Here is a 20,340-nt window from a genome sequence, read left to right on the forward strand (position 1 = left end):
AGGGCCAGACAACGCCGGCCGGTCGGGGGACCTGCCGGCGTTGTTGTATCGATGCAAAGGCGCGGCCAGCAGGCAGCGTCAATCAGGCGCACCCCGTGTGCCGGCAACTTGGCCGAAACCCTGTGAAACCCGGCATCGGATTGATCCAGCAGGGGTTTTGCCCGGACACCCGTGACCAGAACGGGCCACCATCGATCTTCACATCAATCAAGATCGGCAGAAGGGTCAAAATGAGATAGGGCGCACACTTTAAAGCGGTGCTATGCTCCGCGGCTCACCAGGGGACGCTGGCGGCGGGTGCAGGGAATGACCGGCAGGGGTGCGGCCGAGAACAGTGATGTGACGTCAGGTATCGCCCGGGTGGCGATGGCCGAGATCGTGCACGCGCTGCTGTCCGCTGCCGAGGTGGCATTGTTCGCCAGATTTGCCCGTCCATGCAAGCTTCATGCCGGACAGTGGTTGTTCCAGCGTGGCCATCGCGGCGAACGGATGTATGTGATCCTCCAGGGCCAGATCGAACTGGACTTCGGCGAGGACCTGGTGATCAAGACGCTCGGCCAGCATGAGTTCTTCGGTGAGCTTGGCCTGCTGGTCGGTGATCACCTGCGCAGCGCCAGTGCACGCGCGCTGGCCGACTGCGAAGTACTGGAGCTGGGCCCGGCCGATTTCCATCGCCTGGTGGAATCCGATCCCGGCCTGGTCGCCTACTTCCTGCGCCGCACGATCATGCGCGTGCTGACCAACGAGCAGGCCCTGATCAGCCAGCTGCGCCGGCGCAACCATGATCTGGAAACCGCGCTGGACAATCTGTACATCACCACCCATCAGCTGACCCACACCCGTGAGCTGGTGCGTACCGATGAACTGACCGGGCTGCACAACCGCCGTGGCCTGACCCTGTACCTGCAGGAGTGCCGCGCCGACGGTGACGGGTTGCCGCAGGCCCTGCTGCTGATCGACTGCGACCGCTTCAAGCAGATCAATGATCGTCACGGCCACCAGGCCGGCGACCGTGTGCTGCAGAGCATGGGCAACATCCTGCGCTCGATGGCCGGTGAGCAGGACCTGGCCTGCCGCCTCGGCGGCGATGAGTTCTGCCTGATCCTGCGCCGTGGCAATCACGAGATCGTGCAGCACGCGGCCGAGTTCATCCTCAGCGCGGTGCATGGCCTGCTCGAACGCAGTCATGGCACGCCGCATGTCAGCCTGGTCAGCATCGGTGCCAGCCTGCTGGCGCCGGAGGCCGGCTGGAGCGAGTGGTATGCCAGTGCGGACCGCGCGCTGTACCAGGCCAAGCGCGATGGCGGCAACTGCCTGCGCTGGGTGGATGCTCCGGACGGCCCATAGGGAGATGCAGGCGATGAATGGCGACAACGGAACGTCAGCCCCGCATAGCCCCCAGCTACGCGCCCTGCTGTTCACCGATCTGTGTGATTCGCTGCAGCTGGTCGAGCGGATCGGCGACGTCGCGGCCGCGAGCCTGTTCCAGGAACACGACCGCCTGGTGCTGGTGTTGCAGCACCGCTGGAATGGCCAGCTGATCGATCGCTCCGACGGTCTGTTCATGCTGTTCGAGCGCGCCATCGATGCGCTCGGTTTCGCGCTGGACTACCAGTGCGAACTGCACACGCTGGGCCAGCAGCGTTCGATTGAACTGCGTGCGCGTGCCGGCCTGCATGTGGGTGACGTACTGACCTGGGACAACAGTCCCGAAGCGGTGCGCGCCGGCGCCAAGTCGATGGAAGTGGAAGGGCTGGCCAAGCCGATGGCGGCGCGCCTGATGATGCTGGCACGGCCTGGCCAGATCCTGTTGTCGGCCGTGGCCGAATCACTGACCCGCCGCGCCACCGATGCGTTGGGCGAGCGCGGCGCGCGCCTGCTGTGGAAGTCGCACGGGCGCTGGCGCTTCAAGGGCGTGCCGGTGGTGCAGGAAGTGATCGAAGTAGGCGAGATCGGCTCGGCGCCGTTGCGCATGCCGCGTGCCAATGCCAAGGCGCGCCGTGACCTGCCGCTGTGGCGGCAGCCACTGGTGCTGGCCGCTGAAGGTCTGGTACTGACGGTGGTGGTGCTGGGCGGCTGGCTGCTGCTGCGACCTGAACCGGCGATCGCGTTCGCCGAGCGCGACTGGGTGGTGCTCGGCGATGTCGACAACCTCACTGGCGACCCGATCTTCGACGACTCGATGCGGCACGCCATCCGGATTGCGCTGGAGCAGTCGCGTTACGTGAACGTGCTGTCGGAGGGCAAGATCCGCGAGAGCCTGGAAATGGCGCGGCTCTCGGGCGATACCCGGCTCAACCGCGATACCGCGGCCGAGGTGGCGGTGCGCGAGGGTGCGCGCGCCGTGTTGTTGCCGACCGTGCGGCAGAAGATTGGTGGCTATGAGCTGGCCATCGACGTCGCCGCACCCGGCACCGGCCAGGTGATCCAGACGTTCACCGCCACCGCGGATCGATCCGATCAGATGGTGTTCGCGGTGGACGACGTGGTCGGACGCCTGCGGCGCGGACTGGGCGAATCGGTGGCGAGCCTGGAACAGTCGTTGCCGCTGCCGCGGGCATCGACCCAGGACCTGCGCGCACTGCGTGCGTTTGCCCTGGCCGAAAGCGCACTGGGCCAGCGTCGCTTCGAAGAAGCACGCAACCTCTACCAGGCGGCGATCGATATCGATCCCGGTTTCGCCCTGGCCTACATGGGCGTGGCCAAGCTGCTGGCCCGCACTGCGCAGGTTGCGGACGCGCGTGACGCGCTGGAGCACGCGCTGGCCCAGCAGCAGCGCTTGCCCGCGCGTGAGCGCCTGTACCTGAAGGGCTGGCAGGCCGAACTGGAACCCGGTGGCTGGCCGCTGGAACAGTGGCGTGCACTGGCCAAGATCTATCCGGATTCGTTTGCGGGGCTGTCCAATACCTCCTGGGGGCTGCTGCAGGACAATCGCTTCGCCGAGGCCGTGCCCTACGCGCGCGCCGCGACGGTGCCTCAGGACCCGTTGCGGCTGTATCCGATGATCCATCTGGCGCGCGCACAGTTGGGCCTCGGCCAGCCGCAGCAGGCAATGCGCACCTTGCACCAGGCACAGATGCTGCGCGGCAATGACGAGGCCGACGACCTGGATGTGGACGTGCTGGTTGCGCAGGGCCTGGACGCACAGGCACAGCAGCTGTTGATGCGGTTGCCGCGGGGGGATGACCTGCAACAGCGCATGCGCCTGCGGGCAAACCTGCTGGTGGCTGCGGAGCAGCGTGATTGCAGCAGCCTGCATGCCGCGATCGCTGCGGATGGCCCAGCACCGGATCTGATCGACTACCAGATCCATCAACGGCTGCAACACGCCACCGTGACCACGTTGTGCACGGCCGGCGATGCGAAGGAACTTGAATCCATCGCCGCCATGCTGCGACCGCTGCTGCGGAAGAACGACGACTCCGCCGTGGGTAGCCGCAGTCTGCAGTTGCTGGCCCTGACCTATCTGGCCCAGCGCCAGGGCCAGCATGCGCTGGCCGCAGAGTGGCTGCGTGACCACGGCGAACTGCTGGAGCGGCAGCGCAGCCCTGTGGTGGGCAAGTGGCGCCGGGTTGTGCTGGCGATGGCCGAACTGGCGCAACAGCGTCCACAAGCGGCACGCCATCTGCTCGAGCCCACCTTTGATGGCAGCGAACCGGTGCAGGCCCATGTTGTGCTGCTGCAGGCATTGCGTGCCGAGCAGGACACTGCCGGCGTGCGCCGCGAGCAGGCCTGGCTGGCCCGGCACCACGGTCAGGCCATTGCCGAGGTGGCGTCCATGCAGGTCTGGCAGCCCCTGAATGTGCACGACATCGCCACGGAGGCGACGTGGGTGCGGGTACCGCGCTGATGCGGACTCAGGCGTTGACGCGCTCGTCGATCCGGTCGGCTTCGAAGCAGAACACCACCGTCATCGAGGCGGTCGAGGCACTCAGGTATGCATGCAGCGAATCGCGGGTGCGGCGCAGCTCCTCGACCGAAGCCAGGGTGCCGACCTTCATGCAGTCGTTCTCGCCAACGGCACCGTCCAGGCCGATCGAGGCCAGGGCCTTGCCCGGCGATGCGGTGAAGTGGTTGCGGAAGTCGTCGTTGCCGATGAGGTGGTCCAGCAGGGTGCTGGCGTCTTCGGCGGAAAGGCGGGGATGGGTGCTCATGGAGATCGTCCGTAGGTTGAGTTTCTCGTATCGGCCGCGACAGCCTGCCATTGAGGGCGGTGGCGTGCATGTCGCTAAAGTTGGCCGCGTCGCGGTCGTTGCTGCTATGCCGGTTGTGCGGCAGAAGGAAGGAAACCCATGCGCCTGCGCCGCTGCGCCAGCCTGATGTTCGAGCCCCGCGAGTCGGTCACCCTGGACCTGCGCGCGATGCTGGCCGGCCAGGCCGAGATGGACAGCCAGATCAGCTGGGTGGCCCTGGCCGCCCATCTGGACCAGCCGCTGCCGGTGGACGCCGAGGAGCGCCAGCTGCTGGGCGAGCTCAGCGCGCACCGCTGGAGCGAACCGCCGGCCGGCATCTCTCCGGCGATGCTGGCGCGCCTGGTCGAGCAGGGGCTGGTGCTGACCGACCCGCCGGATGAGGTCGGGCACCAGATGCGTGATGAGGCATTGCGTCGCAGCCAGTGGTGGCCGTTGGCCGCACTGGCCCATCGCCATGCGCGCTGGCAGGCGGTGGACAGCGTGGAGGACATGCGTCGCCAGGGTCTGGATACCGCTGCCGGCCTGCGCCAGCGGCTGGGGCCGCCACCACCGGTGGTGCAGGCCCTGCAGGGCGACTACCAGCCGCTGCCGCGCAGTGAAGAGGCGGCGTTCGACGCGCTGCTGGCGCAGCGCACGACCTGCCGCAATTTCGACCCGCAGCGCGCGCTGCCATTGCCGCTGCTGGCCCAGGTGCTGCAGCGCACGCTGATGGCCCACGCGGTGCAGAAGGTCGAGCGTGATACCGAGTTCCTGAAGAAGAACGTGCCCTCCGGCGGCGGCCTGCATCCCACCGAAGGTTTCCTGCTGGTACAGAACGTGGAAGGACTGGCACCGGGCCTGTACCACTACCACCCGGTGCAGCACGCCGTGCTGCCGCTGCCCTCGCCGCCGCCTGATGCATTGCCCGCGCTGGCACGGCGGATGCTGTCCGGTCAGGAGTGGTTCGCCGATGCACCGGCGCTGCTGGTGCTGGCACCGCGGTACGACCGCTGCTTCTGGAAGTACCGCAACCACGCCAAGGCGTATCGTGCGGTGACGCTGGATGTCGGCCACATCTCGCAGCTGCTGTACCTGTGCGCGACCGAGCGTGGCCTGGCGGCATTCGTCACCGCAGCCATCAACGATGCCGATGTCGATCGTGCCTTCGGTTTCGACGGCATCGGGCAGAGCGCGATGGCCATCTGCGGCCTGGGCTGGCGCAGTGCCACGCTGGACACGGCCGAATTCGATCCTGCTGGCCGGGTGGTGGTGGGCGACGACCGCTGAGCGGTCGCCGCCGCGGCGTTCACGCCGCCTCGAAGTCCACCAGTACTGCACCGTCACCCACCTGGTCGCCGGCCTTGGCGCGGTAACCCTTCACCGTGCCGTCCGCCGGTGCCTGCAGGGTGTGCTCCATCTTCATCGCTTCCAGCACCACCAGCGGCGTGCCGCGCTTGACCTCGGTACCGGCGGCGACCAGCGTCGCAACGATCTTGCCCGGCATCGGCGCCAGCAGGCTGCCGGCGTCGGCCACGGCGTGGTCCGATTCACCCACCGGATCGTGCAGGGTGAAACGGTGCTGGCCGTCGGCGCCGAACAGGTACAGCTGGTCACCGTCGCGCAGCAGCTGCAACGACCAGCGGCGCTCGCCCAGCTGCACCGTCAGGCCCTGCATACTGGCCGTGCCGATCACCTGCACCGGCGCCGCATCGTCGCACTGCACGCGCCAGCCATCGGCCTGCGCCCACACCTTCAGCGTGTGCCGGCGCTCTCCCTGCTGCAGCGGCAATACGCGCGGCGCGGACGCGCCAAGGCGCCAGCCGTCCTGCGCCTGCCACGGCGAATGCGGGTCGCGCGCATCGCTGCCGGCACCGGCAGTGCTTGCAACAGCGGCCACGGCGGCCAGCTGCCACAGGGCATCATCCGTATCGCCCGCTGCACTCAATGCCGCCTGTTCGCGTTCGATCAGCGCGGTATCCAGCTTGGCGTGCGCGAACGAATCGGTGTTCACCAGGCGGCGCAGGAAGCCGGCATTGGTGGTCACGCCCACCACCTGGCAGTCGGCCAGTGCCTGGCTCATGCGGCGCAGCGCGGCGTCGCGGTCCACGTCCCAGACGATCAGCTTGGCGATCATCGGGTCGTAGTACGGGGTGATGCTGTCGCCTTCCTCCACGCCGGTATCCACGCGCACATGGGCAGACGGAGCCGGCAGGCGCAGGCGGCGCAGGGTACCGGTGGAGGGCAGGAAGCCGCGGTCGGCATCTTCTGCGTACAGGCGTGCTTCGATGGCATGGCCGTGGATCGCCAGCTGCTCCTGGCGCAGCGGCAGCGGCAAGCCCGAGGCCACGCGCAGCTGCCATTCCACCAGGTCGGTGCCGGTGATGTACTCGGTCACAGGGTGCTCGACCTGAAGGCGGGTGTTCATTTCCATGAAGTAGAAATCGCCGTCCGGGCCGGCGATGAACTCCACCGTGCCGGCACCGACGTAGCCCACCGCGCGCGCGGCATCGACCGCCGCCTTGCCCATCGCCGCGCGACGTTCTGCGCTCATGCCCGGGGCGGGTGCTTCTTCCAGCACCTTCTGGTGGCGGCGCTGCACCGAGCAGTCGCGCTCGAACAGGTAGACCGCCTCACCGTGGCTGTCGCCGAACACCTGGATCTCGATATGGCGCGGGCGCTCGACGTACTTCTCGACCAGCACGTGGTCATTGCCGAACGCCGAGGCCGCCTCGCGCTGGCAGCTGGCCAGCGCATCGACGAAGTCCTCGCTGCGCTCGACCTTGCGCATGCCCTTGCCACCGCCACCGGCGCTGGCCTTGATCAGCACCGGGTAACCGATGGCGTCGGCCTGTTCGCGCAGGAAGGACGGTTCCTGCTGGTCGCCGTGGTAGCCCGGCGTCAGCGGCACGCCGGCTTTCGCCATCAATGCCTTGGCCGCGCTCTTGTCGCCCATCGCGCGGATGGCGCTGGCCGGCGGCCCGATGAAGGTGATGCCGGCGGCGGCGCAGGCATCGGCGAAGTCGGCATTCTCGGACAGGAAGCCGTAACCGGGGTGGATCGCCTGCGCGCCGGTCAGGCGTGCGGCGTCGAGCAGGGCATCGCCGCGCAGGTAACTTTCACGTGCAGCGGCCGGACCGATGTGGATGGCTTCGTCGGCCAGGCGCACGTGGCGCGCGTTGCGGTCGGCATCGGAATATACCGCCACGGTGGCGATGCCGAGGCGGCGGCAGGTGGCGATGACGCGACAGGCGATTTCGCCGCGATTGGCGATCAGGACTTTGGTGAACATGGCAACAGGCTCGGTCATGGCACGGGTTACATGCGGAACACGCCGAAGCGCGTCTGCTGCGGGGCGGCGTTGAGGCTGGCCGACAGCGCCAGGGCCAGTACGCGGCGGGTGTCGGCCGGATCGATCACGCCGTCGTCCCACAGGCGCGCGCTGGCGTAGTACGGGTGGCCCTGCTGCTCGAACTGCTCGCGGATCGGTGCCTTGAACGCGTCTTCCTCCGCTGCCGGCCACTGGCCGCCCTTGGCTTCGATGCCATCGCGCTTGACCGTGGCCAGCACGCTGGCGGCCTGCTCGCCACCCATCACGCCGATGCGCGCGTTGGGCCACATCCACAGGAAGTTGGGCGAGTACGCACGGCCGCACATGCCGTAGTTGCCGGCACCGAACGAGCCGCCGATGACCACGGTGAACTTGGGTACCTTGGCGCAGGCCACCGCCATCACCAGCTTGGCGCCGTCCTTGGCGATGCCGCCCTGTTCGTACTTGCGGCCGACCATGAAGCCGGTGATGTTCTGCAGGAACACCAGCGGGATGTTGCGCTGGGTGCACAGTTCGATGAAATGCGCGCCCTTCAGCGCCGACTCGGAGAACAGGATGCCGTTGTTGGCGATGATGCCGATCGGGTAGCCGTTCAGATGCGCGAAGCCGGTAACCAGTGTTGCGCCATAGCGCGGCTTGAACTCGTCAAAGCGCGAGCCATCGACCAGGCGTGCGATCACTTCGCGCACGTCGTAGGGCTTGCGCGTATCGGCGGGAATCACCCCATACAGTTCATGCGCCGGCAGCAGCGGTTCCTCGGGCGCCTGCACCGCCATCGCCGGTTCCGGCTTGCGCCAGTTCAGCTGGGCGATGATCGCGCGTACCCGTGCCAGTGCCTGCAGGTCATTGTCGGCCATGTGGTCGGCCACGCCGGAAATGCGCGTGTGCACATCGGCACCGCCCAGTTCTTCGGCCGTGACCACTTCACCGGTGGCCGCCTTCACCAGCGGCGGGCCGCCGAGGAAGATCGTGCCCTGCTCGCGCACGATCACCGTCTCATCGCTCATCGCCGGCACGTAGGCGCCACCGGCGGTGCAGCTGCCCATCACGCAGGCGATCTGCGGAATGCCCTGCGCCGACAGGTTGGCCTGGTTGTAGAAGATGCGGCCGAAATGGTCGCGGTCGGGGAAGACTTCGTCCTGCAGCGGCAGGAACGCGCCACCGGAATCGACCAGGTAGATGCACGGCAGGTGGTTCTGCTCGGCGATCTCCTGCGCGCGCAGGTGCTTCTTCACCGTCATCGGGTAGTAGGTGCCGCCCTTGACCGTGGCGTCATTGGCCACGATCACGCATTCCACGCCGCTCACGCGGCCGATGCCGGCCACCACGCCGGCGGCGGGCACGGCATCGTCATACATGCCGTGCGCGGCCAGCGGCGCGATTTCCAGGAAGGCGCTGCCGGGGTCGAGCAGGGCGTCGATACGGTCGCGCACCAGCAGCTTGCCGCGCGCGGTGTGCTTGGCGCGTGCCGCCTCGCTTCCGCCCAGTGCAGTGCGGGCAAGCGTGGCGTGCAGGTCGTCGACCACGGCCTGCATGGCCGCGCGGTTGCTTTCAAACGTTTCGCTGCCCGGTTGCAGCTGGCTGTTCAGGACGGTCATCGCGGTGGCCTTACAGGGTGCGCTGGAACAGTTCGCGGCCGATCAGCATGCGGCGGATCTCCGAGGTGCCGGCGCCGATTTCATACAGCTTGGCGTCGCGCCACAAACGGCCGGTCGGGTATTCGTTGATGTAGCCGTTGCCGCCCAGGATCTGGATCGCCTGGCCGGTCAGCCAGGTCGCCTTCTCGGCGGCGTACAGGATGGCACCGGCGGCGTCCTGGCGGGTGGTGCGGCCCTGGTCGCAGGCGCGTGCCACGGCATAGACATACGCACGGCAGGCGCCCAGGCCCACGTACATGTCGGCAATTTTGCCCTGGATCAGCTGGAAGCTGCCGATCGCCTCACCGAACTGGTGGCGCTCGTGCACGTAGGGCATCACCACGTCCATCGCCGCGGCCATCAGGCCCAGCGGGCCGCCGGACAGCACCACGCGCTCGTAGTCCAGGCCGGACATCAGCACGCGCACGCCGCCACCGATCTGGCCCAGCACGTTTTCTTCCGGTACTTCGCAGTCCTGGAACACCAGCTCGCAGGTGGGCGAGGAACGCATGCCCAGCTTGTCCAGCTTCTGCGCGGTGGAGAAGCCCTTCATGCCCTTCTCGACCAGGAACGCGGTGATGCCCTTGGCGCCGGCGTCCATGTCGGTCTTGGCATAGACCACCAGCACGTCGGCATCCGGGCCGTTGGTGATCCACATCTTGTTGCCGTTGAGCACGTAGCGGTCACCACGCTTGTCGGCGCGCAGTTTCATCGACACCACGTCCGAACCGGCACCCGGCTCGCTCATCGCCAGCGCGCCGACCAGGCTGCCGTTGCACAGGCCCGGCAGGAAGCGCTGTTTCTGTTCTTCGTTGCCATTCTTGCGCAGCTGGTTCACGCACAGGTTGGAGTGCGCGCCGTAGGACAGGCCGATGCCGCCGGAAGCACGCGAGATCTCTTCCATCGCCACCACGTGGGCCAGGTAGCCCATGCCGGTGCCGCCGTATTCTTCTTCCACGGTGAGGCCGAGCAGGCCCTGTTCGCCCAGCTTCGGCCACAGGGCCAGCGGGAACTGATTGGTGGCATCGGCCTCGGCGGCCAGCGGTGCGACCTCGGCGGCGGCAAAATGGGCCACGCTCTGGCGCAGCAGGTCGATGTCTTCGCCAAGGTCGAAGTTCAGGGATGGCACGTGCATTGTGGTGGCTCCACGGCGGGATGGCAGGAAATGGACGCACCCGGCGGGGGAGCGGGCGGCGGTCTGCAGGACCGCTGCCCGCACGGGCGATTGGACCCCAGCGTAGCGGGGTTCGGGTAAGAAGTGAATACAAATTCAAAAATTGAAACTAGAATCAAAACATGGCCTACAAACGCTCTGCACTGATGGAAGAACGGCTGGCCGGGGCCCGTGAACGGATCCTGTTGGCCACCCGCGAGCTGGTCGCCACCGGCGGCTGGCGCAATGCTCCGGTAACCGCCGTGGCGACCCAGGCGGGGGTGTCCACCGGCCTGATCTACCGGCACTTCCCGTCCAAGGCCGAGTTGTTCGTGGAGGTGCTCAACGCCGCCGTGGCCCACGAGGTTGCGATCATGGAACGCATCGCCAGCGGCCCGGAGGTGGCCAGCGAGCGCCTGCGGCTGGCGATCACCGCCTTCGTCCGCCGCGCCCTGGCCGGGCCGGGGCTGGCGCACGCCTTCATCGTTGAACCGGTCGACCCGGACGTGGAAGCCGAGCGCATGCGCGGTCGCCGCGCGTTCGGTGACGTGTTCCTGCGGCTGGTGGAGGAGGGCGTGGCGGCCGGTGAGCTGCCGGCGCAGGACGCGCATGTGGCCGCCGCCTGCCTGGTCGGCGCCTTCACCGAAGCCATGGTCGGCCCGACCGCGCCCAGCCGCGAAGCACACCGCGACGAAGACGCACTGGTGGATGCGATCTGCAGCTTCTGCCTGCGTGCGATCGGCGCCCCCGCAAAACGGTAGCGCCGGGCCATGCCCGGCGGCTGTTGCCATCCTCGACCGTTGTTGCCGCGCTTCGCGCTCGCCGGGCACGGCCCGGCGCTACCCGCATGCGGCCACGGCCGCATGTTGCGCCGCACCAGCAGTGACGCCTGTTGTCGCACGCAAAGCGCGTTCTATACTCGGTCCATCACGCAGTCGCTCAGCCGTGGTCCAACGACTATCAGCCAGGGGTAACGAAGAGTGCGGAATTACGATCTGGAGTTCCTGAAACGCTTCTCCATGGTGATCGCGCTGCTGGCGACCATCACCCTCGGCCTCATCCTCCTTGCCGCCTACATCCACACCCGGATTCCGCCCGAGGTGTCGCCGACCGCGGCCAAGCGCACCGAACAGCGCATCTCGCCCACCGGCGCGGTCTATGCCGGCAGCACCGGCGCCGCCGCGCAGGCCGCCGCCAAGGCCGCCGCGCTGGCCAAGGCCGCGTCGCAGGTGGCCTACGGCGGCACCAAGGACGGCAAGGTCATCTTCGACAACCTGTGCACCGCCTGCCACACCACCGGTGTGGGCATGGCGCCGACACTGGACCGTTCGCACTGGGACAAGCGCATCGCACAGGGCAAGGACACCCTCTACAAGCACGCCATCGAGGGCTACACCGGCCCGGACGGCGGCATCATGCCGCCCAAGGGCGGCAACCCGGCGCTGACCGAGGAACAGATCCACGCCACCGTGGACTGGATGCTGGGCAACCTGAAGTAGACGCCCCAACGCGCCGCTTCCTGTAGAGCCGAGCCCACGCTCGGCTGCCCTCCGCGCGGCGTGGCCATGTGCAGCCGAGCATGGGCTCGGCCCTACGATCCCGAGGCTTTGCCCAGCGAGGCCTGATCGCTCAGATGACCCCGCTGCGCAGGCGGGGTTTCGCATTTCAGGGTTAGTCTGTGCGCCTCTTCCATGGAGTCGCCCGTCGATGCGCCGCCGTTCCCTCGCCCTTGCCCTGTCCCTGCTGCTGCCGGCCAGCGCCTTTGCCCAGGCCCAGCCGCAGGCCGCACCGGCTACGACGCCCGCTGCCGCGCGCAGCAGCGCCAGCGTGGTGCTGACCGCCGCGCCGGCCGACTGGCGCGCGCTGGATGGCCAGCGCGTGCGCATCGCCGCACCGCTGACCCTGGCCGGCACCGATGGCCTGGAGCGCTTCGGCCAGCTCACCGTGGCCTTCGATGGCCGCCTCTGGCAGCCGACCGAAGTGGCCGCGCCGGGTACGGCCGGCTATGAGCAGGTGATGGCCGACAACCAGCGTCGTCGCCTGGTGCTGGACGATGGCAGCGATGCCCGCGATCCGGCCAGCGTGGCCTACCTGCCGGGCAACCCGGTGCTGCGCACTGGCATGCAGCTGCGCAATGTGGAGGGCATCGTGCGCGTGGATGCACAGGGCCGTCCGCGCCTGCAGGTCGAGGGTGCGCTGAAACTGCCGGAACTCAAGCGCCCGGCAGTGCCGACCGTGCCGGGTAGCCTGCATGTGGCCGCTTTCAACCTGGAGAACTTCTTCAACGGTGATGGCCAGGGCGGTGGCTTCCCGACCCTGCGCGGCGCGCGCACGCTGGACGAGCACAAGGCGCAGGTGGTCAAGCTGGTCACCACGGTCAACGCGCTGGGCGCCGATGTCGCCGCGCTGATGGAGCTGGAGAACGACGGCTACGGTCCGCAGTCGGCCATCGCCGAACTGGTCGATGCGCTCAACCGGGACCGCGGCGCGCAGGGCGACTGGCGCTTCGTCGACGCGGGCAACGGCCCCGGCGACAACCCGATCCGGGTCGGCATCATCTACCGCAGCGCGCGCCTGCAGCCGGTCGGCAAGCCGGCCACGCTGACCGGTGGTCCATTCGTCGAGCACAGTCGCGTGCCGCTGGCGCAGGCCTTCCAGGGCAAGCAGGGCGCACCGTTCGTGGTGGTGGCCAACCACTTCAAGTCGAAGGGCTGCCGCGACGCCGCCGGTGCCGACGCTGACCGCAACGACAACCAGGGCTGCTGGAACGCCACCCGCGTGACCTCCGCGCAGCAGCTGCACGCCTGGCTGCAGACCGACCCGACCGGTACCGGTGCAAAGGACGCGGTACTGCTGGGCGATTTCAACGCCTACGCGATGGAAGACCCGATCCGCACCCTGCATGACCTGGGCTGGCAGGACGCGTTCAAGGTGGCCAAGGTCGAGCATCCCTACAGCTACGTCTACAACGGCTACACCGGCCGCCTCGACCATGCATTGCTGAGCCCGGGCATGGCCAACCGCCTGCGCGGCGCCGCCGAATGGCACAGCAACGCCGACGAGCAGGACGCCAGCGGTTACCAGGGCCGCAACGTGCAGGGCCCGTGGCGCAGCTCCGACCACGACCCGCTGCTGCTGGGCTTCGACAGATAAGGTTCGCCGGGGATCTGCTCTGCGAGGGACCTTGATCGGCACGGATGCTGCCGTTGCTTTTGATCTACCAGTCCGCCTTCAAGCGAGCCGAGCATCGCAGGTGAATCAGGGGCGAAGAGGCGCCGATGTCTGAGCGCAGCGAGTTCGGCGCCGTCCCCTGGTTCACCGAGAAGCGCAGGGTACCGGTGCACAGCACCGGCTCGCGGCTGGCGGGCGCGTTTCTTTTGGTTACTTTTCTTTTCGCGCGAAAAGAAAAGTGACATCCCACCGCGGGCGCGGAAATGGCCCGCCGCAACCAACGCTCACCCCCAGGCGATCAATCCGATCGCCAGCACCGCCAGCGCAAGACCCGCGCGGTTCCACTTCGTGGTTGCCTCGCCGAACGCGAACACGCCCACCAGCGCACCCAGCACCACCACGCCGATGTTCATGCCGGCGAACACGGTGGCCGGGCTGTCCGGCATCGACTGGTGCGCATGCACATAGAACAGGATGTTGCCGCCGTTGAGCAGGCCCAGCAGCGCACCCGCGCCGAGGTTGCGCCAGGCCAGCCGGCTGCGGCCGCTGAAATGCCGCCACAACTGCAGCGCCAGCATCAGCACGAACGCCACGCTGAAGCTGGCCAGCACCGCCGCCATCGACGGGGTGCCGGACAGCGCCACCTGCTTGAGCAGCACGTCCACCACCGCGAACCCGGCCCAGACGCCCAGCAGCCAGCCCCAGCCACCGGGTGAGGACGCCACCGCCGGTCCGCGCGGGCGCAGGCTGATCGCCACCATGGCGACCAGGCCCAGCGCCAGGCCGACCAACTTCCACGGCGTGGCGGTCTGGCCGAAGAACAGGAACGCGGCGGCCAATGACAGCAGCAGCGACAGCCGCTGCGCCACGTCGCTGCGGACGATGCCGGCCACCGCCACCGCGCGGCCCAGCACCAGGAAGATCGACGGCAGCACCACCGCCAGCGCCAGCAAGGACAGCCACGGCGCATGCGGCGCGCGCAGCGCGTCCAGCGGCGGCTGCAGCACCGCGGCGGTGAGCGTTGCAGCCACCAGATAGTTCCAGGTGACCATCTGCGCAACATCCAGCTGGCGGCGTCCGGCCACCTTCAACACCACCGAAACCAGCACGCTGCAGATCACGGCCAAGGAAAGGTAGAGCATGGGGCGGGCACAGGGCGGGGGCAGGGGACGGTATCATGGTGCCATGCACAAGCCTTCGTTCCCCGTCGCCCCTGGCGAAACCGCCTGCCTCGAACTGGACGGCCCGGCCGGCCCGCTGGAAGTGGTCGTCGACCTGCCCAAGGCCGATGTGCCGGTGCAGCCGATCGTGGCCATCGTCTGCCATCCGCTGTCCACCGAGGGCGGCACCCTGCACAACAAGGTGGTCACCATGACCGCCACCACCCTGCGCGAGCTGGGCATCGCCACGGTGCGCTTCAACTTCCGCAGTGTTGGCGCGTCGGCCGGTGAGTTCGACCACGGCGTGGGCGAGCAGGACGACCTGAAGGCCGTCGCCGCCTGGGTGCGCAGCCAGCGTCCGGACGACCGCCTGTGGTTGGCCGGTTTCAGCTTCGGCTCGTTCGTGTCGCTGAAGGCCGCTGCCGCGCTGCAGCCGGAAGCGCTGATCTCGATCGCGCCGCCGGCCGGTCGCTGGGATTTCGATGGCATCGCACCGCCGGCGCGCTGGCTGGTGATCCAGGGCGAGCAGGACGAGATCGTCGACCCGCAGGCCGTCTACCAGTGGCTGGACACGCTGGACTTCCCGCATGAGCTGGTGCGCATGCCCGAGACCAGCCACTTCTTCCACCGCAAGCTGATCGACCTGCGTGGCGCGCTGACCCACGGCGTGAAGCATTGGCTGGGCGCAGCGGCATGAGTGCAACCGAGTTGACCCCGTCGCAGCGGTACGCGGAAGGGGTCGCCCGTGGCGACTGGCAGAACGACCCGGCCCAGCATGCGGCGCTGGCCGAGCTGGACCGCATCCACCTGGGCCTGCTGGACAGTGCCGAGGACGGTTGGCTGGACCGCCTGTCCTCGTTCTGGAAGAAGCCCGAGCCGGTGAAGGGCCTGTACTTCTGGGGCGGCGTCGGCCGCGGCAAGACCTTCCTGGTCGACCTGTTCTACGACGGCCTGCCGATCAAGCAGAAGTACCGCACGCATTTCCATCGCTTCATGCGCAGCGTCCACGAGCGCCTGCGCGAGCACCAGGGCCAGAGCGACCCGCTGGCGAAGATCGCCCAGGAATGGCGCAGCAACCTGCGCGTGCTGGTGCTCGACGAGTTCTTCGTCACCGACATCGGCGATGCGATGCTGCTGGCGCGGTTGCTGGAGCGCCTGTTCGCCGAGGGCGTGACCCTGGTCACCACCTCCAACACGGCGGTGGAGAACCTGTACCTCAATGGCCTGCAGCGCGAGAGCTTCCTGCCGGCCATCGGCCTGCTGCAGCGCTTCTGCGTCGAGTTGTACGCCGAAGGCACCGAGGATTACCGTATGCGCGCGCTGACCCGCTCGCCGGTGTACCGCGCACCGCTGGCGGCCGACAGCGATGAGTGGCTGGCCACGCGCTGGAACGAGCTGAGTGGCGGCCAGCCGGCCAAGGCCGGCAACATCGAGATCGAGGGTCGCAAGATTCCGGTCCGTGGCCGCGGCAAGAGCATCGCCTGGTTCGATTTCGCCGCGCTGTGCGAGGGCCCGCGGGGGCCCTCGGACTACATCGAGATCGCGCACGAGTTCAACACGGTGCTGCTGGGCGGCATTCCGGCATTCGATCGCCTGAACGAAGATGCCGCGCGCCGCTTCGTCAACCTGATCGACGAGCTGTACGACCGCCACGTCAACCTGGTCTGCACCGCCAGCACCTCGCCGATCGAGCTGTACACCGGCCAGCGCCTGCAGGGCGCGTTCGAGCGCACTGCCTCGCGCCTGATCGAAATGCAGAGCGCCGAATACCTGGGCACCCCGCACCGGGCGTAAGGGCGGGCCGTCTGTAGAGCCGAGCCCACGCTCGGCTGCTTTTGCATGATGTGCCGAAAAGCAGCCGAGCGTGGGCTCGGCTCTACAACAGCGCCGCGCGGTTATCGGGAGGGCGCCAAGGCGTCGTCACGCGGCCGCTCATCCGGCCCGGCCGACACATGCAGCCCCGTACCGCTGCCGTGCTCCACCCGAACGCTCTCGCCGCGCTCCAGCAGCCGCAGTGGCTGTCCCTGGTAGCGCACTTCCAGCGCATCGTGGGCCTCTGCCAGTGAACGCACCAGCGGGCAAAGGGCCATTGCCTTGGCTTCCAGCTGCTGGCTGCGCGCTTCCATGCGGCGGTCGACCTCGGCATCGAGGCGGTCGGCGCGGCGCTCCATGGCCCCGGCGCGGCCGGTGAACACCTGCCACAGCACGCTGCGGGTCATCGACCCGGCCATCGTCTCGGCCATCTGCTCGATGTGCGCGTCGAAGCCGTCGCCGAAGGCTTCCTGTTCCCAGTAGCCGCGGCCCAGGCTGGCGTCGATCCAGTCCTGCATCTCGCCGCGCATCGCCCGCATCTGGCGGTTGCGGGACTTGCCGGTGATGGCCTCGAAGGCAGCGTCCAGCGCATCGAAGGTGACCCCGGAGACTTCGTGGGCCAGTGCGGTGGCCGCCGGCATCAACTGGCGGGCACCGGCCTCCATCTGCCGCAGGCGGGCGGCATCGGCGGCGCTGACCGGCACCATGGTGCCGTCCAGGCTCAGCTCGCCATCGTGGAACACCACTTCATGCGGCGCCTGCGGGCCATGCCGCAGCCAGATGCCGCCGCTGTCCACCAGCACGTCATAGTCGGTATGGATGCCGCACTGGTCCGAACGCAGGTCCGGCCCCTCGGCGGCCAGCGCCGGGGCAATGAACAGGGCAGGCAGCAGGGCCAGCGCGGGCAACCACAAGTGCATCGGAGCATCCTTTTCCGGGAGCGAGTGGCCAGCATCCGCTGCCCGCCCGAGCGCGTCACCGGCCGGAAGTCACCCGTCCACCGGATTCCCACCGGCTGCCCACCACCTATCCACAGGGTTGTCCCTAGCCAGTTTCATCACTGTCATGTGAAGCTGTCATTGTTCCGTTTTCGCGGTGCGTTGTACCACCGCAATGACGCCTTTCGGGCTTGACTGCGCAGCCCGTTCCGGCAGGTCTGAAGCGTCTGATCCGGGCGCCGATGGCACGATCCTTGCGGCGCAAGGGATTGCCGAATTTCACTACATTTGGCGTTGACGGACCCCACTACCCCCACTATCTTGTGGCCGTCGGTCGCAGCAACCCCAATTCCAGGGGATGCCCGGGGTACCCATCCGCGATCGCCAACGGCAGTGGCAGGCGCAGGGTCTCATCCCCTGCGACGCCGTCCTGCCATCCTGGGCTGTCATGTCCCGGGCTGCGTCACCCGATGCATCGAGCACCCACCAATCACGCCAAGAGGACACACGCCGTGACCACCGAATCCAGCGCCACCATCGAGAAGGAAAGCGAATTCCTGTTGACGTCGCCGCCGACGGCCAACGCGATGAGTGTGACCAAGCGCAATGGCACGACCGAACTGGTGGACCTGAACAAGATCGTGCGCGCGGTGCAGCGTTCCTCCGAAGGCCTGCACGCCGTCGATCCGATGCGCGTGGCCACCCGCACCATTTCCGGCCTGTACAACGGCGCCACCACCCGCGAGCTGGACGAACTGTCCATCCGCACCGCCGCCCTGCTGATCGGTGAAGAGCCCGAATACGGCCGCCTGGCTGCGCGCCTGCTGGCCAACTACATCGCCAAGGAAGTCTCCGGCCAGGAAATCTACGCATTCTCGCAGTCGGTCAGCCGTGGCCATGAAGTCGGCCTGATCAACGACCGCCTGCTGAACTTCGTGCAGACCAACGCACGCAAGCTCAACGATGCCATCGACATCTCGCTGGACCTGAACTTCGATTACTTCGGCCTGCGCACCCTGTACGACCGTTACCTGCTGCGCCACCCGCACACCCGCAAGGTGATCGAGACCCCGCAGCAGTTCTTCCTGCGCATCGCCAGCGCGCTGAGCGAGGACGTGTCCGAGACCCTGGCGCTGTACAAGCGCATGGGCAACCTGGACTACCTGCCGTCCAGCCCGACCCTGTTCAACTCCGGCACCACCCACGAGCAGCTGTCCTCGTGCTTCCTGCTGGACTCGCCGCAGGACTCGCTGGAGTCGATCTATGCCAAGTACGGCGACATCGCCCAGCTTTCCAAGTTCTCCGGCGGCATCGGCGTCAGCTACACCCGTGTGCGTTCGCGTGGTTCGCTGATCAAGTCGACCAACGGCCACTCCAACGGCATCGTGCCGTGGCTGAAGACCATGGATTCGTCCGTGGCCGCGGTGAACCAGGGCGGCAAGCGCAAGGGCGCGGCCTGCGTGTACCTGGAAACCTGGCACGCCGACATCGAGGACTTCCTCGAGCTGCGTGACAACACCGGTGACGAAGCCCGCCGTGCGCACAACCTGAACCTGGCCAACTGGGTGCCGGACCTGTTCATGAAGCGCGTCGAAGCCGACCAGGAATGGTCGCTGTTCGATCCGCGCGTCGTGCCGGAGTTCACCGACCTGTTCGGCGAAGCCTTCGAGGCCGCCTACCTGCAGGCCGAAGCCCAGGGCAAGGCCAACCGCACCATCTCCGCGCGCAAGCTGTACGCCCGCATGATGCGTACGCTGGCCGAGACCGGCAACGGCTGGATGACCTTCAAGGACAAGTGCAACCGCGCCAGCAACCAGACCCTGCGTCCGGGCAACGTGATCCACCTGTCCAACCTGTGCACCGAAATCCTGGAAGTCACCTCCAACGATGAAACCGCGGTGTGCAACCTGGGTTCGATCAACCTGGGCAACCACTTCGACGAGCACAACGAGTTCGACTTCGAGAAGCTGGCCGAGACCGTGCGCCTGGCCGTGCGCCAGCTCGACCGCGTCATCGACCTGAACTTCTACCCGATCGAAACCGCCCGCCGCGCCAACCTGCGCTGGCGTCCGGTCGGCCTGGGCTGCATGGGCCTGCAGGACGTGTTCTTCCGCAAGCGCCTGCCGTTCGACAGCGCCGAAGCCCGCGCCCTGTCGAAGAAGATTGCCGAAGCGATCTACTTCCACGCGCTGGAAACCTCCTGCGAGCTGGCCCAGGAACGCGGCAAGCACCCGTCGTTCAACGACACCCGTGCCGCCAGCGGCGAACTGCAGTTCGACGCCTGGAACGTGGTGCCGGAAGACACCGCACGCTGGGATGCCCTGCGTGAGCGCATCAAGGAACACGGCCTGCGCAACTCGCTGATGATCGCGATCGCCCCGACCGCGACCATCGCCTCGATCGCCGGCTGCTACGAGTGCGTCGAGCCGCAGGTGTCCAACCTGTTCAAGCGCGAGACCCTGTCCGGTGACTTCCTGCAGGTCAACCGCTACCTGGTGAACGAGCTGAAGAAGCTGGGCCTGTGGACCGCCGACATGCGCGATGCCATCAAGCTGGCCGAAGGTTCCATCGCCGGCGTGGCGCAGATTCCGGAAACGCTGCGCGAGGTCTACCGCACCGCGTGGGAACTGCCGATGCGCTCGCTGATCGACATGGCCGCCGAGCGTGGCGCCTTCATCGACCAGTCGGCCTCGCTCAACCTGTTCATGGAAAGCCCGAACATCGGCGCGATGTCCTCCATGTACATGTACGCCTGGAAGCAGGGCATCAAGACCACCTACTACCTGCGTTCGCGCCCGGCCACCAAGATCGCCAAGACCACGGTGAGCAGCGCGGCCCCGGCCAAGGTGTTCAGCCCGGACGAAGCCATCGCCTGCTCGCTGGAAAACCCGGAAGCCTGCGAGGCCTGCCAGTAAGCAAAAAAGAAGGGCCCCAAGCGGTAACTTGGGGCCCTTCTGATGCTTCACAAA

Annotated in this window: 16 protein-coding genes; 10 read left to right on the top strand and 6 right to left on the bottom strand. The window is 67.6% G+C overall.

Going from position 1 to position 20,340, the window contains the following annotated elements:
• Positions 1–306: 306 nt before the first annotated feature.
• Positions 307–1,347 (top strand): GGDEF domain-containing protein, encoded by a 1,041-nt coding sequence (locus AC5P6E_RS16160; protein ID WP_019337655.1) that lies wholly within the window; start codon positions 307–309, stop codon positions 1,345–1,347.
• Positions 1,348–1,351: 4 nt separating this feature from the next.
• A complete protein-coding gene (locus tag AC5P6E_RS16165; protein WP_329835101.1) occupies positions 1,352–3,850 on the top strand; it encodes a putative peptide modification system cyclase in 2,499 nt (832 codons plus the stop codon).
• A 7-nt stretch (positions 3,851–3,857) separates the two neighbouring features.
• Here AC5P6E_RS16165 and AC5P6E_RS16170 read toward each other — a convergent pair whose 3' ends face one another.
• Complete coding sequence (locus AC5P6E_RS16170) at positions 3,858–4,154, bottom strand: NHLP-related RiPP peptide (protein ID WP_019337657.1); 297 nt, start codon at positions 4,152–4,154, stop codon at positions 3,858–3,860.
• Between the two features lie 138 nt (positions 4,155–4,292).
• On the opposite strand from AC5P6E_RS16170, the gene AC5P6E_RS16175 reads away from it, so the two are divergent.
• Positions 4,293–5,459, top strand: a complete 1,167-nt coding sequence (locus AC5P6E_RS16175; protein WP_019337658.1) for a putative peptide maturation dehydrogenase — start codon at positions 4,293–4,295, stop codon at positions 5,457–5,459.
• A 19-nt stretch (positions 5,460–5,478) separates the two neighbouring features.
• Here the strand turns inward: AC5P6E_RS16175 and AC5P6E_RS16180 are convergent, their stop codons facing one another.
• The 3 genes from AC5P6E_RS16180 to AC5P6E_RS16190 are packed head-to-tail and all read right to left on the bottom strand — an operon-like array spanning position 5,479 to position 10,272.
• Positions 5,479–7,479: an acetyl/propionyl/methylcrotonyl-CoA carboxylase subunit alpha gene (locus AC5P6E_RS16180; protein WP_010487059.1), complete on the bottom strand. Its 2,001-nt coding sequence runs from the start codon at positions 7,477–7,479 to the stop codon at positions 5,479–5,481.
• 8 nt (positions 7,480–7,487) lie between these two features.
• Positions 7,488–9,098, bottom strand: coding sequence for a carboxyl transferase domain-containing protein (locus tag AC5P6E_RS16185; RefSeq protein WP_010487057.1), 1,611 nt, complete (start codon positions 9,096–9,098; stop codon positions 7,488–7,490).
• Positions 9,099–9,108: 10 nt separating this feature from the next.
• The gene (locus AC5P6E_RS16190; protein WP_019337659.1) at positions 9,109–10,272 is read right to left on the bottom strand and encodes an isovaleryl-CoA dehydrogenase; all 1,164 of its coding nucleotides are present in this window, start codon (positions 10,270–10,272) and stop codon (positions 9,109–9,111) included.
• Positions 10,273–10,433: 161 nt separating this feature from the next.
• Between AC5P6E_RS16190 and AC5P6E_RS16195 the strand changes: the two genes are divergently transcribed.
• The 4 genes from AC5P6E_RS16195 (at position 10,434) to AC5P6E_RS16210 (ending at position 13,703) form a co-directional block, all read left to right on the top strand.
• Entirely contained in the window at positions 10,434–11,051 is a 618-nt protein-coding gene (locus AC5P6E_RS16195) for a TetR/AcrR family transcriptional regulator (protein WP_019337660.1), read from the top strand.
• A 219-nt stretch (positions 11,052–11,270) separates the two neighbouring features.
• A complete protein-coding gene (locus AC5P6E_RS16200) occupies positions 11,271–11,789 on the top strand; it encodes a c-type cytochrome (RefSeq protein WP_019337661.1) in 519 nt (172 codons plus the stop codon).
• Positions 11,790–11,997: 208 nt separating this feature from the next.
• On the top strand, positions 11,998–13,443 hold the full coding sequence (locus tag AC5P6E_RS16205; RefSeq protein WP_329835107.1) for an ExeM/NucH family extracellular endonuclease: 1,446 nt from the start codon (positions 11,998–12,000) through the stop codon (positions 13,441–13,443).
• Between the two features lie 125 nt (positions 13,444–13,568).
• Positions 13,569–13,703 (top strand): hypothetical protein, encoded by a 135-nt coding sequence (locus AC5P6E_RS16210; protein WP_329835108.1) that lies wholly within the window; start codon positions 13,569–13,571, stop codon positions 13,701–13,703.
• A gap of 42 nt (positions 13,704–13,745) precedes the next feature.
• On the opposite strand, the gene AC5P6E_RS16215 is transcribed toward AC5P6E_RS16210, so the two are convergent.
• The gene (locus AC5P6E_RS16215) at positions 13,746–14,603 is read right to left on the bottom strand and encodes an EamA family transporter (protein ID WP_159359660.1); all 858 of its coding nucleotides are present in this window, start codon (positions 14,601–14,603) and stop codon (positions 13,746–13,748) included.
• Positions 14,604–14,646: 43 nt separating this feature from the next.
• On the opposite strand from AC5P6E_RS16215, the gene AC5P6E_RS16220 reads away from it, so the two are divergent.
• Positions 14,647–15,318, top strand: a complete 672-nt coding sequence (locus AC5P6E_RS16220) for an alpha/beta hydrolase (protein ID WP_043400616.1) — start codon at positions 14,647–14,649, stop codon at positions 15,316–15,318.
• Positions 15,315–16,415: a cell division protein ZapE gene (zapE, locus tag AC5P6E_RS16225; RefSeq protein WP_029380119.1), complete on the top strand. Its 1,101-nt coding sequence runs from the start codon at positions 15,315–15,317 to the stop codon at positions 16,413–16,415. Before AC5P6E_RS16220 ends, zapE begins: the two co-directional genes overlap by 4 nt.
• 101 nt (positions 16,416–16,516) lie before the next feature.
• Here zapE and AC5P6E_RS16230 read toward each other — a convergent pair whose 3' ends face one another.
• A complete protein-coding gene (locus AC5P6E_RS16230) occupies positions 16,517–17,353 on the bottom strand; it encodes a DUF2884 family protein (protein WP_019337779.1) in 837 nt (278 codons plus the stop codon).
• A 530-nt stretch (positions 17,354–17,883) separates the two neighbouring features.
• On the opposite strand from AC5P6E_RS16230, the gene AC5P6E_RS16235 reads away from it, so the two are divergent.
• A complete protein-coding gene (locus AC5P6E_RS16235) occupies positions 17,884–20,286 on the top strand; it encodes a ribonucleoside-diphosphate reductase subunit alpha (RefSeq protein WP_019337780.1) in 2,403 nt (800 codons plus the stop codon).
• Positions 20,287–20,340: the final 54 nt, after the last annotated feature.

Source organism: Stenotrophomonas sp. YJH_SMC_16, assembly GCF_059367875.1.